The sequence below is a fragment of the Nocardiopsis sp. iso_186 genome (assembly GCF_056173365.1).
In genome coordinates this window covers 4,929,288-4,942,943 of record NZ_CM149670.1, presented here as the reverse complement: position 1 = coordinate 4,942,943, position 13,656 = coordinate 4,929,288, and the positions used below count along the sequence as shown (strand labels likewise).

The 13,656-nt window shown below is 71.7% G+C and carries 10 protein-coding genes; 1 reads left to right on the top strand and 9 read right to left on the bottom strand.

All coding sequences use genetic code 11. The annotated features are described in order from the left end of the window. Nucleotides 1-12: 12 nt before the first annotated feature. Both AC0VYP_RS21400 and AC0VYP_RS21395 read right to left on the bottom strand, forming a co-directional pair. Nucleotides 13-2,283 carry a hypothetical protein gene (locus tag AC0VYP_RS21400; RefSeq protein ID WP_475471513.1) on the bottom strand — a complete coding sequence of 757 codons (2,271 nt, stop codon included), beginning with the start codon at nt 2,281-2,283 and terminating at the stop codon, nt 13-15. Nucleotides 2,284-2,646: 363 nt separating this feature from the next. Beyond that, nucleotides 2,647-3,264: a TetR/AcrR family transcriptional regulator gene (locus tag AC0VYP_RS21395; protein ID WP_475471512.1), complete on the bottom strand. Its 618-nt coding sequence runs from the start codon at nt 3,262-3,264 to the stop codon at nt 2,647-2,649. A 187-nt stretch (nt 3,265-3,451) separates the two neighbouring features. On the opposite strand from AC0VYP_RS21395, the gene paaN reads away from it, so the two are divergent. Next, nucleotides 3,452-5,110, top strand: a complete 1,659-nt coding sequence (gene paaN / locus AC0VYP_RS21390) for a phenylacetic acid degradation protein PaaN (protein ID WP_285758797.1) — start codon at nt 3,452-3,454, stop codon at nt 5,108-5,110. Nucleotides 5,111-5,177: 67 nt separating this feature from the next. Here the strand turns inward: paaN and AC0VYP_RS21385 are convergent, their stop codons facing one another. The 7 genes from AC0VYP_RS21385 to AC0VYP_RS21355 all read right to left on the bottom strand — a co-directional run bounded on the left by AC0VYP_RS21385 (nt 5,178) and on the right by AC0VYP_RS21355 (nt 13,548). Next, a complete protein-coding gene (locus AC0VYP_RS21385; RefSeq protein ID WP_285758660.1) occupies nt 5,178-5,777 on the bottom strand; it encodes a DUF6069 family protein in 600 nt (199 codons plus the stop codon). 98 nt (nt 5,778-5,875) lie between these two features. Next, nucleotides 5,876-7,189 carry an aminotransferase class I/II-fold pyridoxal phosphate-dependent enzyme gene (locus tag AC0VYP_RS21380; RefSeq protein ID WP_285758662.1) on the bottom strand — a complete coding sequence of 438 codons (1,314 nt, stop codon included), beginning with the start codon at nt 7,187-7,189 and terminating at the stop codon, nt 5,876-5,878. Between the two features lie 238 nt (nt 7,190-7,427). After that, nucleotides 7,428-8,288 carry an ABC transporter ATP-binding protein gene (locus AC0VYP_RS21375; protein WP_285758663.1) on the bottom strand — a complete coding sequence of 287 codons (861 nt, stop codon included), beginning with the start codon at nt 8,286-8,288 and terminating at the stop codon, nt 7,428-7,430. Nucleotides 8,289-8,322: 34 nt separating this feature from the next. Next, nucleotides 8,323-9,402: a FecCD family ABC transporter permease gene (locus AC0VYP_RS21370; protein WP_475471509.1), complete on the bottom strand. Its 1,080-nt coding sequence runs from the start codon at nt 9,400-9,402 to the stop codon at nt 8,323-8,325. Next, nucleotides 9,399-10,499 carry a FecCD family ABC transporter permease gene (locus AC0VYP_RS21365; RefSeq protein ID WP_285758664.1) on the bottom strand — a complete coding sequence of 367 codons (1,101 nt, stop codon included), beginning with the start codon at nt 10,497-10,499 and terminating at the stop codon, nt 9,399-9,401. The genes AC0VYP_RS21370 and AC0VYP_RS21365 overlap by 4 nt, the downstream gene beginning before the upstream one ends. A gap of 148 nt (nt 10,500-10,647) precedes the next feature. Beyond that, a complete protein-coding gene (locus AC0VYP_RS21360; protein ID WP_285758666.1) occupies nt 10,648-10,917 on the bottom strand; it encodes a hypothetical protein in 270 nt (89 codons plus the stop codon). 282 nt (nt 10,918-11,199) lie between these two features. Beyond that, nucleotides 11,200-13,548: a molybdopterin-dependent oxidoreductase gene (locus AC0VYP_RS21355; protein ID WP_475471507.1), complete on the bottom strand. Its 2,349-nt coding sequence runs from the start codon at nt 13,546-13,548 to the stop codon at nt 11,200-11,202. Between the last annotated feature and the right edge of the window lie 108 nt (nt 13,549-13,656).

The window sequence follows — 13,656 nt, the reverse complement described above, 5'->3', positions numbered from 1 at the left end:
CGGGAAAAGCAGTCAGCCGACCCCGAGTACGCGCGATGCGGTCGAACCGCCGGGCCCGCTGCTCCCCGCCGGCTCACGGGTCGGCCCTTCGCGTTGCAGGACCCAGGTACAGGCGGCCAAGGTCAGCGGCACCGCCACGGTCAGCGCCAGCGCCGGGATCGCGATCCCGGAGTCGTTCAGCGCGAACCCGGCCAGGGCGGTCACCAGGGAGCCGGTGAGCCCCGCCCGCAGGGTCGGGGCGTAGTCGTACACCTGTTGCAGCACACCCATGCGCCAGTTCGTCGGCTTGTTGAGGACGACGAACAGGAACAGCAGGGCGCAGGCCGACAGCAGGGTCAGCTGCCAGTTGCCCAGGGACCCCAGCATCGCGCCCAGTTTGCGCGCGACCACCGTCCACGCCTCACCCTCCAGGACCTGCCCGGCGAACAGCCCGAAGTGGCTGCGCTCGTTGGGCGGCCGCAGGTAGTCGAGGTAGGCCAGCGCGCCGATCACCGCGACGGCGGCGCCGCTGATCACGGTCATCCGCACCAGCGTCACCCGCAGCCCTGCCAGCATCAGTACCGTGACGGCCAGACCGGGGACGATCGCCAGGACCCCGCCGAAGTCGGTGCCCAGCCCCGGCCAGCCGATCACGAAGAGCGTGGCGGTGCCGATGGCCAGGGCCATCGCCACCGCCCATCCGCGCCGTCCCTTGGCCAGCAGCGGGTGGGCCAGTCCGGCGATCGTCATGAGCATTCCGGTGGCGAACGTCGCGAACGCGATGTTGCCCAGACCGTAGAACCGGCCGGCGACGATCGGCGTGTAGCCCGTCGGCGAGTTCATCTGTAGGTTCGCCCCGGTGCACAGGTTGACGAACAGCACCAGGGTGGTGATCCCCGCCACGACCGTGATCGGCCCCAGGATGTGTCGCCGCCACGGCCCAGCGAGCGCGAGCGCGACCACCACGGCGTCGGCCAGGAGCACGCTGCCCAACAGGGTCAGGTGTGGAACGGGAGCCGACCACCAAGGGATGAGGTTGGCAAGGTAGCTGGACACCGGGAAAGCGGCCCCGGCCAGGGCCACCACGCGGGTCGTTGACAGCACCAGATGGCGTTTGGAGCGGTCCCGGTCGCTGTAGTGCTTGAGGGCCAGGGCCGCGGCCAGATAGATCAGGAGCTGGAGGGCCACCAGGCCGCTGAAGAACCCGGCGGTGAGCGATTCCACGACCTCGGCCGCGGTGGTGAACTCCACCAGTTCGTTGACCGCTTCGGCGGTGTCGGGCGGTCTGGGCAGCTCGTGCCACGCGCGTCCGACCATGCCGGGTGGGGCCTCCAGGCCCATCGTGTGCAGGAGCGTGGTGGTGATGTCGGTCAGGGCCACCAGCCCGGCCCGCCGGGTCAACTCCGACGTCAGGAAGCCCTGGTCGAAGTTCTCGCCGGCCGGGCCGACACCGTGCAGCAGTGCCGCGTTGAGGCTGGAGGTCCCCGCCTCCACGGAGATCCCGGCCACCATGAGGGTGGCGCCGGGCGGCAGGGTCGCCCGTACCGCGGCGATGTCGGCGTCGAGTGACTCCAAGCGGTCCTGACGGTTCTGACGGTCCTCGGCGGAGCCCGGGGAAGGCTCCGGTTCCTCCTCTTCCTCGACTTCGTCGGGTTCCACCGCTTCGGGTTTGACGGGGCGTTCGAGATAGAGGGAGGCGAGGTCGTCGAGGTCCACGACGCCCAGCGTCACGCCGTCCCAGTCGCCGCTCTTCAGACTGCGCACGCCGCCGAGGTAGTGGTCCACCCGGCCGTCGCTGTCGGCGGCGGCCAGCACCGCTCCGGGCCCCACCGCCAGTGTCCTTCCACCGTTCGCGTGCACGGTGTCCCCGAGCAGGCCCACCTGGGCGGCGTATTTGGAGGAGGCGTTGTAGGAGACATGGTCGGCGTAGTCCCGCGCCACCGCGCCCGCCCCGTCGATCTCGGGCCGGGCGGGAAGCTCGCAGATGGAGTAGGTCTGGCGCTCACTGGAGGCGCGTTGACCGGCGGAGACGGTCAACCAGCCGTTGACGGGGCAGGTGCGCGAGGTGACGGTGCGGATGGACATGTCGCCGATCGCGCTGTCTTCGGCGAGCGACCACAGGTTGGGGGTCCGGTCCGGGGCGATCTCCTGCCAGGAGAGCCCGGGGACGCCGACCAGGACGACCGGGCCGGACGGCGCCTTGGGCGCGGGCTGGATCGCGGCACCGGGAGTCCAGAGCAGCGGTGCCGCGCATATCGTCGCGAGCGTTGCCCCGGCCCGCGAAAGCCACCTGCCCAGAGCCACGCCCAGTCCCCCCTTGATGATCAGGCAGCGTCCGACTCACACTAACCGCCGTTTTGACCGCCCTGGATGACCGCCACCCGCTCCACCCCGGCCGACCCGTCCCTGCCCGTGCCCCGTCCGCTTGCGCACCCTTTCCCACCAAACCGGTGGCCCCACGGGGCCGGCCTTTTCGCGGTTGCGGCGGTATCCGGGACACCGGTCAGTGGGTGGGATTCGTTTGCGCAGGTCAGCGCGCGGGGTTTGGGGTGGTCGGCCGTGGAGGACGACCCTGGTCGTCGCCTCCGGGCCGGTACGGGCAAGTAGGGAACAGGTACGCGGAACCGGAGGGCACGGGCCGTCGGAGAGTCGATCGGGGCCGGTCGGTCAGCGGGTGCGGATTCCGGTGAAGGCCACCGCCGCCAGCGTGTCGGCGAGTTGGTCCGCGGTCAGCCCGCGCTCGGGGCGGTACCACTCGACCAGGGAGTTGACCGTCCCGAACAGCAACCTGCTGGCGAGGACCGGGTCGATGTCGGGCCTGATGTCACCCTCGCCGACTCCTTCGCGGACCAGCTCGCCGACGAACCGGTCGAACGCGCGTCGGCGCTCCAGCGCCTGCCGCTCGACCCCGGTGTTGCCACGGACCCGAAGCAGCAGGGTGACGTGCGGCAACTCGTCGGCGAGCACCCGAACGCTGCCGCGCAGCACGTATTCCAGCCGGTCGATGGCCGGCCCGGTCGTGGCCCCCGGCTCCTCGGTCACGGCGAACAGGGCGTCCAGGGCACGGTCGAGGGACTGGCGCAGCAGGTCCTCCTTGCCGGCGACGTGGTGGTAGATCGCGGACTTGGTCACGCCGAGCGCGCGGGCCAGGTCCTCCATGCTGGTGCCGTCGTATCCGCGTTCGTTGAAGACCGCGACCGCTACGCGCAGCACCGACTCGGCGTCGTGGCCGGGACGGCCCGAGCGGCGCTTGGCGGATGAGTCCGGAACAGAGGTAGTAGCCACAGCTCTGAATACTAGGTGGCGCCGGCGGGTGCACGTCAGGGCGCCGGCGGCTCCGTCGGTCCGGGAGGCCGCTGCTGCGGGGCTTGCAAACTGAACGAATGGTCGGTTAGTAATGGTGCTGGACAGTCAGCGCGGCAGCGCCGCCGGCGCAACAGACCTGGAGTGCGGATCCGTGGCAACAGACCCGATGGAGTTCTTCGACCGGCACCACACGACGCTGCGGCAGGCGGTCGACGCCATTCGCGGCCGGCACTTCTGGAGCGCCTACCCGGAGTCGCCCAGCCCCAAGGTCTATGGCCCCGACGCCGCTGCCGAGGGGCAGGCGGCCTTCGACGCCTACCTCGGTCGGGACTTCCCCCTCGACCAGGCCGGCGACGACGACCGGGTGGTCACCGAGCGTTCCCCCTACGGCATCGAACTGGGGGTGGGCTATCCGCACGCCGATGCCGACACCCTGGTGGCGGCATCCCGAGCGACGCTGCCCGGCTGGCGCGACGCAGGCGTGCGCGCCCGCACCGGTGTGTGCCTGGAGATCCTGGACCGCCTCAACAAACGCAGCTTCGAGGTCGCCCACGCCGTCCAGCACACCAGCGGCCAGGCGTTCGTGATGGCCTTCCAGGCGGGCGGCCCGCAGGCCCAGGACCGCGGTCTGGAAGCGCTGGCCTACGGCTACGACATGATCGCGTCCTACGCGCCCGAGGTCCGGTGGGAGAAGCCGCAGCGCAAGGGCGCCCCGATCGTCATGGACAAGCGTTTTCACGCCGTACCGCGCGGAGTGGCGCTGGTCATCGGCTGCACCACCTTCCCGACCTGGAACAGCTATCCCGGACTGTTCGCCAGCCTGGTGACCGGCAACCCGGTGATCGTCAAACCGCATCCGCGCGCGGTGCTGCCGCTCGCCATCACCGTGGCGGTGGCCCGCGAGGTCCTCGTCGAGGCCGGCCTCGACCCCGACGTCGTGCTCCTGGCGGCGGAACGTCCCGATGAGCGGTTGGCCGCGGAACTGGCCGTCCGCCCGGAGGTGCGGGTCGTGGACTTCACCGGTTCCACCTCGTTCGGCGACTGGTTGGAGGCCAACGCCACCCAGGCGTTCGTCAACACCGAGAAGGCCGGGGTGAACGCGGTCGTCGTCGATTCGACCGACGCCTATGCCGGGATGCTGGCCAATCTGGCCTTCTCCCTGTCGCTGTACAGCGGGCAGATGTGCACTACCCCGCAGAACCTTTTCGTCCCGACCGGTGGCATCGCCACCGACGAGGGGCACAAGAGCCCCGAGCAGTTCGCCGCCGACCTCGCCGAGGCGGTGCGGGGACTGCTGGGCGATCCCGCCCGTGCGGCCGGGATCCTGGGAGCGCTCGCCAACGACGACGTCCTGGAGAGGGTCGAGGCGGCGGACGGGCTCGGTGAGACGGTGCTGAAGTCCGAGCGCATCCCGCACCCCGACTTCGCCGACGCGATCCTGCGCACGCCGGCCGTCGTGCGTCTGGACGCCGCCCGGGGCGACGTCTACGGCCGGGAGCACTTCGGCCCGGTCTCCTTCGTGATCACGACCGAGGACACCGCGCACGCGCTCCGGCTGCTCGGTGAGACCGTCACCGAACGCGGCGCGCTGACCGCAGCGGTCTACTCCACCGACGAGGAGGTGCTGGTGGCAGCGGAACGGGCCGCACTGGAGGCCGGGGTCAACCTGTCGGCCAACCTCACCGGCCAGGTCTTCGTCAACCAGTCCGCCGCGTTCAGCGACTACCACGGCAGCGGGGCGAACCCGGCCGCCACCGCCTCTCTCACCGACCCGTCCTTCGTCGCGGGCCGCTTCCACTTCGTCCAGTCCCGCCGGCACGCCTGAACGCCGACAGCCGGACACAGGCGGTGGGGGCGGCATCGGTCGCCCCCACCGCCTGTACCGTTCGGGGTCAGTCGTGGGGCAGGTACGGGCGCGAAGCGATCTTGCGGTGGCGCCCGCCGCCCGTCTGCTCCGGGACGGAGCCGGCCTGTCGGGGAACGCCGGGGGTGTAGCCGCTGCCGGGCAGCGAGCCGTCGTCCCGGGTGGGACGCCGTTGAACCCGCCGAGCCGACCACACCGAGGCGCCCACGCCGGTCAGCAGTGACATGACCACCAGGCCGGTCACCAGGTTGATCAGCGCCGTCGCTCCCGCGCTCGCCAGTGGCGCGTTCTGCGCGAAGGGGGTGACCACGGCGACCGCGGTCGCCAGGCCCACGATCCAGCCGAAGAAGTTCAGGGGGCGCGGGGCACTCAGCATCAACAGGTGCAGCAGCCCGGTGGCGATGAGAGCTGCCACGGCTGCCAGCAGTGCGTAGACGGCGGTCCCGGCATCGCCGAGGGAGCCGACCTCCTCCTGGGCCAGGATCGGGATGTCGAAGACGCCCCTGACGATCAGCGTGCCGACGAAGATGACCAGCGCGGCCACGACGGCGGTCGCCAGCCCCCCTGTCCACAGCCTCGCCGTGTTGATGTGTCGTTCGTTTCCGACGTCGGGTCCATAGTCGGTCATGCCGTTACCCCCCGATACGGCGTCAAAATGATCGCTGCGCCCATACCCGCGGCTCAACGAGGGGTAACCCCGGGCTTTCCCTCGATCGGGCAATACCGCTAGACGTGGGGCCCGGCGGCGTTCACCGCGTCGGCCACCGCGTCGGCCAACCCGGGCATGTCCCCGGTGTCGAGGTTGGAGATGGTCACGCGGATTCCGGGCGCGGTGTCGGTTCGGAACCTGCTGCCCGGGGTCACCGCCCAGCCGCTGCCCATGAGCCGGGCCACCGCCACCGCCTCGTCGGGTACCCGGACCCATACGTTCACCCCGGACCGGCCGAACGCGGGGATTTTGTGCTCCCGCAGCGCGCGGATCAGCGCCGTGCGCCGTTTCGCGTAGTCCGCGTCCACCCGGACCGGGTCCACCGCGCGCGAACGCCACAGTTCCGCGAACGTCTCCTGGAGGACGTGGCTGACCCACCCCGGGCCCAACCGGTGTCCGGCGCGCATCCGGTCCACCGTCACCGGGTCGCCGGCGACCAGGCCCAACCGGAGGTCGGGGCCGTACCCCTTGGCGGCGGTGCGCACCACCGCCCAGCGCCTGGTCGCCCCCGCCAGGCAGTGGAACGCCTCGGCGACGAACCCGAACCCGTGGTCGTCCTCGATGGTCAGTACCTGCTGGTGCTCGGCCAGTTCCGCCCGGAGTGCCGCGGCGCGCTCGGCGGACAGGACCGATCCCACGGGGTTCTGCGCCCGGTTGGTCACGATGACCGCGCGTGCCCCCGAGCGCAGCACCTTCGCCAGTTCGCCGGGCAGCATTCCCTCGTCGTCCACCTCGACCGCGAGCCGCTTCAACCCGAGGGAGGCCACCAGGTCCAGTTCGCTGTGCCAGCCCGGGTCCTCCAGTGCGACCGCGTCACCGGGCCGCACCCCCGAGCGCAGCAGCCGGTCGATTGCGTCCAGTGCCCCGGAGGTGACGGTGACCTCGTCGGCGGGAACGCCGTCGGCGCCGAACACCTCGCGGGCCACGGACAAAAGTTCCGTCCCCACCGGCGGGGTGTCGTAGAGGGGGTGGCGGCCGCTCCGGCGGGCGGCCACCGCCGCCAGCGCGGGCCCGAGGTCGGGCAGCAGCCGGGGGTCGGGGTTGCCGCTCGCGGCGTCGTGCGTGCCGGGCCGTACCGGCCGCGGTCCCGCCTCCCTGGGGGCGGTGGCGTGCTGGGCGCGGACCCGGGTGCCGCGTCGGCCGGCGGTCTCCACCAGCCCCCGGTCGCGCAGGAGCCGGTAGGCGGTCGCGACGGTGGTGGCGTTGACCCGGAGCGTGCCGGCGAGGTCGCGGATGGGCGGCAGCGCCGTACCGGGCCCCATGTCACCGGTGATGATCGACCTCTCGACGCTGTCGGCGATCTCGTGCGATCCGCGTCCGCTGATGACCATCTCCCCATTGTGCCGGAGGCGCGGGTTCCGTACTGCTGCCCCCGTTCCGTCCACCGGATCGGCCCCGGAGGGCGAAGAGCGGAGCCAGGGGCGACGGCCCGATGCCCGTCGGGACGAGTGGTGACGGGGCGGCCACGAAGGTCGGTCCGCCGTCGGCGCTGTCCGCGTCGCCCGGTCCGAACGGGCCTCCTCGTTCATGGGGACGGTTTTCCAGGCGTCGCCTCCCGGCCCGCGACCGCTACACCCGTGAACGCAGCCCCGTGGACTCCCTGCCGGTGCCCCTTTGTCCGGCGCGCTGGGCGATCGTGCCCCGCCGGTCGATGGGCACGATCAGCGGGGTCCCGGTCTCGGGGTCCTCGATCACCCGACACGGCAGGCCGAAGACCTCTTCGACGAGTTCCGCCGTGACGACCGTCGCGGGATCGCCCTCGGCCACCACCGCGCCGTCCTTCATCGCGATCAGGTGGGTGGCGTAGCGGCACGCGTGGTTGAGGTCGTGCAGCACCGCCACCAGGGTGTGTCCCCGCTCGTGGTGCAGCTCGGCGCACAGGTCGAGCACGTCCATCTGGTGGGCGATGTCCAGGAACGTCGTCGGCTCGTCCAGGAGCAGCAGTGGGGTCTGCTGCGCCAGGACCATCGCCAGCCATACCCGCTGCCGCTGACCGCCGGAGAGTTCGTCAACCATCCGCCCCGCGAGCTCTTCCACCCGCGTGGCGCGCATCGCCTCGGTGATGATGAGCTCGTCCGAGCGCGACCACTGCTTCAGGAACTTCTGGTGCGGATAGCGCCCCCGTGCCACCAGGTCGGCGACGGTGATGCCGTCGGGGGCGATGGAGGACTGCGGGAGCAGCCCCAACCGTCGTGCGACCTCCTTGGAGGGGTAGGAGCCGATCTCCCGACCGTCCAGGTGCACCGCCCCCGTGGAGGGCTTGAGCATCCGCGACAGCGCGCGCAGCAGCGTGGACTTCCCGCAGGCGTTGGGCCCGACGATGACGGTGAACGAGTTGTCCGGGATGGCGATCCCCAACCCTTCGGAGATGACCCGCTGGTCGTAGGCCAGCGTCAGGTTCTCCCCCCGCAGCCGCTCGGATTGGGACATGTTCTCTCCTCGTGGTCCGCGTGTCGCGTCGTCGTCAGGCACGTCCGCCGCGCCATTCCGTGTACAGGAGCCAGACCAGGTAGCTGCCGCCGATGATGGCCGTGATCACGCCCACCGGCAGTTGGATCGGCGCGAGCAACCGCATCGCCAGCAGGTCGCTGCCCAACAGCAGCGTCGCACCCATGAGTCCGGCTCCGAACAGCGATGTCCCGTTCGCCCTGGTCAGTCGGCGTACCAGCTGGGGGGCGGCCAGGGCGATGAACGTGATCGGGCCCGAGACCGCGATCGCGACCCCGGTCAGCGCACTGGCCGCGACCAGCGCCATCGCCTGGGTGCGCTGTGTGGACACGCCCAGCGCGTTCGCGATGTCGTCGCCCATCTCCATCAGCCGCAGCCGCGGCCCCAGCCACAGGATGAACGGGACCAGTACCGCGACGCCGATCCCGACGGTCGCCACCTGGCCCCAGTCCCGCAGGGTGAGGCTGCCGAGCATCCAGACCTGGGCGCTCATCGCGTCGTTGAGCTCGGCGCGGGTGATCAGGTAGTGGGTGGTCGCCATCAGCATCGCGCTGATGCCGATCCCGACCAGGATCAGCCGGTAGCCCTGCACGCCGCCCTTCATCGCCAGCAGGTAGACGATCCCGGCGGTGGATACGCCGCCGATCACCGCGCCCATGGCGATCCCGACCCCGCCGCCGCCCAGCACCAGGATGGTCAGGACGGCGCCCACGGTCGCGCCGTGGGTGAACCCGATGATGTCGGGGCTGCCCAGCGGATTGCGCGAGAGGCTCTGGAACACCGCTCCCGCCACCCCCAGCGCGGTGCCCACGAGGATCGCGGTCAGCGCCCTGGGCAGTCGGACCCCCTGAACGAAGAAGGTGTCGAGCCGTTCGCCTTGCCCCAGCAGCGCGTTCAGCACGTTGGGCAGCGCGATCTCGTAGTCGCCGACCATCAGGCATCCGGCCAGCAGCGCCAGGATCGCCGCGGTCAGGGCCGTGTAGACGGCCATGATCCGGGGACGCAGGCGAAAGGCCATGGTCGGGCCGAGCCGGACCAGCCGGTCGGGGCGCGGCTCGCGCCGTTGTCGGCGCGGACGGGAGAGCGTCGCGGTCACAGCTGGGCCATCCTCTTGCGTCGAACCAGTGCGATGAAGATCGGGGCGCCGATCAGCGCGGTGATGATGCCCACTTCCAGCTCCCCGTTGGGCAGCACGACCCGGCCCAGGGTGTCCGCGCCGACGAGTAGCGCCGCGGCCAGGACCGCGGAGTAGGGCAGGACCCACCGTTGGTCGGGCCCGGTGACGAGGCGCGCGACGTGCGGGACGGCAAGGCCCACGAAGGCGATGGGGCCGGCCGCCGCGGTGGCCGCGCCGCACAGCAGCACCACGGAGAGGGCGGTGCCGATCCGGGTCCGGTTGATGTTGGCGCCCAACGCGGCCGCCATGTCCTCGCCCAGCGAGACGGCGTTGAGGGCGGGCCCCAGGAACAGTGCGAGGAACATGCCGCCGATCAGGAACGGAGCCACCTTGACCAGCACGTCGAGGTCGCGCCCGACGAGGGCGCCCACCTGCCAGAACCGGATCTGGTCGAAGACGAACTCGTTGGTGATGATGATCGCGCTGGTGATACCGACGAGGACCGCGGCCACGGCGGTCCCGGCCAGTGCCAGCCGTACCGGGGTCGCTCCGGTCCGTCCGCGCGACCCCAGGAAGTAGACGAGGACGGCGGTCAGCCCTGCGCCGGCGAAGGCGAACCAGATGTAGGCGTCCATGCTGGTCAGACCGAACACGAAGATGGCGATCACCACGGCGGTGGTCGCGCCCGCGTTGACGCCGAGGATGCCGGGGTCGGCGAGCGGGTTGCGCACCAGCGCCTGCATCAGTGCGCCGGCCAGGCCCAGCGCGGCGCCGACCGCGATGCCGAGAACGGTGCGGGGCAGTCGCAGTTCGCGTACGACCACGTGGTCGTAGCTGCCGTCGTAGTGCAGCAGCGCGTTCCACACGGTGCCCGGCGGGATGGACTTGGCGCCCACGGCGATGCTCAGCAGCACGAACAGCGCGAGCACGCCCAGCGCCAGCAGCAGCCCGCCGGCGCGCAGCAGATGGGTCGTGGCCTGCGCCGAGGTGCGCTGGTCCAGAGCGCTGCGTGCGACCGTCGCGTCGTCGGCGTCGGCCCGGTCCGGGGAGACCGTCAACGGCCGTTCCAGACTCATCGAACGCGACCCGAAAGTGCTGGTAGGGCGCGCCGGAACCGTAGGTGCACAGCTGGCCTCCGTGAGCGGATCGGCAAAAACTTAGACAAGGCTAACCTATGCCTGTTGCTGTTGTCGGTCCCGCCCGCGCCTGATCAGGGGACGGCGGCTATTCGAAGGCGTCCCGGTCCGCCGAGGGGGAACCGGCCGCGCCGTGGCGCCGTGGTCCGCGCTTGGGGCGCGAGACCCACCACAGCAGCCAGGCGGCAGCACTCACCACGGCGCTGGTGCCGGTGAGCAGCCAGGTCACCATCGACCCGCCGGTTCCCACGTTGACCAGGACCGAGGCCAGCGTCAAGCCGGTGGCAGCCAAGGGCAGCAGGATCACCAGTGATGAGCTGGTGAGTTTCTTCTTCGGAGCGGAACGTCGGCGGTTCATGGTCTTCGCACTCTTCGGCCGGTTGCAGGGAATCCCAGTGGAGCGTACCCGCCAACCGCACCCACCGCGGTGAATCCCGAGGATCGCCCCGGCCTGCGCGCTCCGTGCCGTGTCGGGGCGCGGGGCCGGTCGACGACCGGCTTCCGGCGCGGTGCCGGGGCACGGCCGGCCTCTCCGGTACCCGAGACGGCGGGGAGGAAGGGAGGTTGAGGTGTGCGTCACGCACGCGGCCGGGCGTTTCGAGGGCTGCGTCGGACCGCCCCGACGCAGCCCTCGGCCCGGTCAGGACCGGTCGGCGCCGGTGGCGGACGTCAGCAGGGGCGGGGGCTCGAAGGCGCGCACCGGGGGGAGGTCGCCGGTGAAGCGCTCCACCTCCACGAGCGCCAGTTGGCCCGTGCTGCCGTGCCCGAGCAGCGAAGTTCCCACGTCGCTGGTCAGGACATTGGGATTGCCGTGCACGCAGGTGGCCTCCGCCGCGGACGGATCGAACCACGCTCCGGTGGACAACTGCACCACGCCCGGACGCAGCGCGTCGTCGAGTACGGCTCCGGCCAGGCAGCTGCCCCGGTCGTTGCGCAGGCGGACCACGTCCCCCGCGGCGATGCCCCGCTCGGCGGCGTCCGCGGGGTGCAGCCGCACGGGCGCGCGTCCGGCGATCTTCTCCGAGCGGCTGTGCGCCCCCATGTCCTGCTGGCTGTGCAGCCGTCCGGTCGGCTGGTTGGCGATCAGGGTCAACGGCCACCGCTCGGCGAGCTCCGTTCCGGGGCGTTCCTGCGGATCGAGCCAGGAGGCGTGCCCCGGGCAGTCCGCGTACCCGAACCCGGCGATCTCCCGCGAGTACAGTTCGATCCGCCCACTGGGCGTCTCCAGCGCGGCGCCCTCGGGGTCGGCGCGAAACGCGCCGAACAGGGCGGTGTCCTCGACCCGGTGCGGGAGGTTGACGCCCCCCTGCTTCCAGAACACGTCGAAGTCCGGCAGCCGCGCACCGTGCGCCTCCTGCCGGGCCCGCCACCCCTCGTACAGGTGCCGCGTCCACTCGGCCGAACCGCGCCCCTCGGTGAACTCCTCGCGCAGCCCGAGCCGCTCGGCCAGATCCGCGAACGTCTCGTACTCGTCGCGCGCCTCGCCGTGTGCGGGGACCACCCTGGGCATCACCCTGAGCCGGAGGTCGCCCTGCCCCGCGGTGAAGTCGTCGCGTTCCAGCGTGGTCGTGGCCGGGATCACGATGTCGGCGTGGCGGGCGGTGGCGGTCCAGTGCGTCTCGTGCACCACCACGGTCTCGGGGCGGGCGAAGGCGCGCCGCAGCCGGGACAGGTCCTGGTGGTGGTGGAAGGGGTTGCCGCCGGCCCAGTACACCAGGCGGATGTCGGGGTAGCGCAGCGTCCGGCCGTCGAAGTCGAACGCCTCGCCCGGGTGCAGCAGCATGTCCGAGACGCGGGCCACCGGGATCAGCGCGTCCACCGGGTTGCGGCCCTGCGGCAGCCGCGGAAGCGCCAACGGCGTGGCCCCGCCGCCGTAGCTGCCCATCGAGCCGTACCCGCTGGCGAAGCCGCCGCCCGGGAGCCCGATCTGGCCCAGGCACGCGGCCAACGCCAGCCCGGCCCACAGCGGCTGTTCGCCGTAGCGGGCGCGTTGCACCGACCAGCCGATGTTGACCAGGGTGCGCCCGCCTGCCATCCGACGCGCCAGGTCGCGCAGCGTCCCCGCCTCGATACCGCTGATCGCGCCGGCCCACTCAGGGGTCTTGGCGGCGCCGTCGGACTCGCCCAGGACGTAGCCGCGCAGCCGTTCCCACCCCGTGGTGTAGCGCGCGAGGAAGGCGGTGTCGGCCAGGTCCTCGACGACGAGCACGTGGATCAGCGCGAGGAGGACCGCCGTGTCTGTTCCGGGTGCGGCCGACAGCCACTCGGCGCCCAGTTCCGCGGCGGTGTCGTCGCGGATGGGGCTCACCGACACGATCGACGTCCCGCCGCGCGCCGCCGCACGCATACCCGGTTCGGCGGTGTGCGTGGCCCGACCTCCCGAGGCCATCCACGCGTTCGAGGCACGCAGCCCGCCGAAGGTCACCAGCAGGTCGGTGTGCTCGGCGATCGCCGCCCACGTGGGCGGGCGACGCAGCACGTCGTACGTGCCGGCCGCCCCCACCAGGTGCGGGAACAGCACTTCCAGGGCCCCGTGGCTGTAGGTGGCCACCGAACGGGTGTAGCCGCCGATGGTGGTGAGGAAGCGGTGCAACTGGCTCTGCGCGTGGTGGAACCGTCCGGCGCTGGCCCAGCCGTAGGAGCCCCCGTAGATCGCGGCGTTGCCGTGGGCGTGCCGGACCCGGTCCAGTTCACCCGCCAGCAGGTCCAGCACGGTCTCCCAGCCGACCTCCACGTACGCGTCGTCGGAGTCACCGCGTCGGGGGTCGGGGCCGGGCCCGTTCTCCAGCCACCGTCTGCGCACCGCGGGGCGCGCCACCCGGGTGGTGGAGTGCTGTGCGGCGGGCGCGTTGTCCACCAGGGGGGAGGGCGCGGGGTCCGCGGGGTCGGGGCGGGCCCCCACCACGCGGTCACCGCGCACCAGCACCTCGTAGGTGCCCCAGTGCGAACTCGTCTGATGTGCCGTTGTCGGCCCCGTACCGCTGTCCATCGGCCCTGCTTCCCTGTGCGTGTTCTCCGGGCGCAAGCCTATGTACGGCCGACCGCGTCGGCGCCGCCCGGTGTTTGCCAGGATGGGGGCACATTCGTCGAACAGGGG

Bases quoted from the DNA above. Each gene is read 5' to 3' on its own strand.
- paaN (WP_285758797.1), top strand. From the start codon at position 3,452: ATGGAGTTCTTCGACCGGCACCACACGACGCTGCGGCAGGCGGTCGAC.
- AC0VYP_RS21385 (WP_285758660.1), bottom strand. From the start codon at position 5,777: ATGACCGACTATGGACCCGACGTCGGAAACGAACGACACATCAACACG.
- AC0VYP_RS21380 (WP_285758662.1), bottom strand. From the start codon at position 7,189: ATGGTCATCAGCGGACGCGGATCGCACGAGATCGCCGACAGCGTCGAG.
- AC0VYP_RS21375 (WP_285758663.1), bottom strand. From the start codon at position 8,288: ATGTCCCAATCCGAGCGGCTGCGGGGGGAGAACCTGACGCTGGCCTAC.
- AC0VYP_RS21365 (WP_285758664.1), bottom strand. From the start codon at position 10,499: ATGAGTCTGGAACGGCCGTTGACGGTCTCCCCGGACCGGGCCGACGCC.
- AC0VYP_RS21360 (WP_285758666.1), bottom strand. From the start codon at position 10,917: ATGAACCGCCGACGTTCCGCTCCGAAGAAGAAACTCACCAGCTCATCA.
- AC0VYP_RS21355 (WP_475471507.1), bottom strand. From the start codon at position 13,548: ATGGACAGCGGTACGGGGCCGACAACGGCACATCAGACGAGTTCGCAC.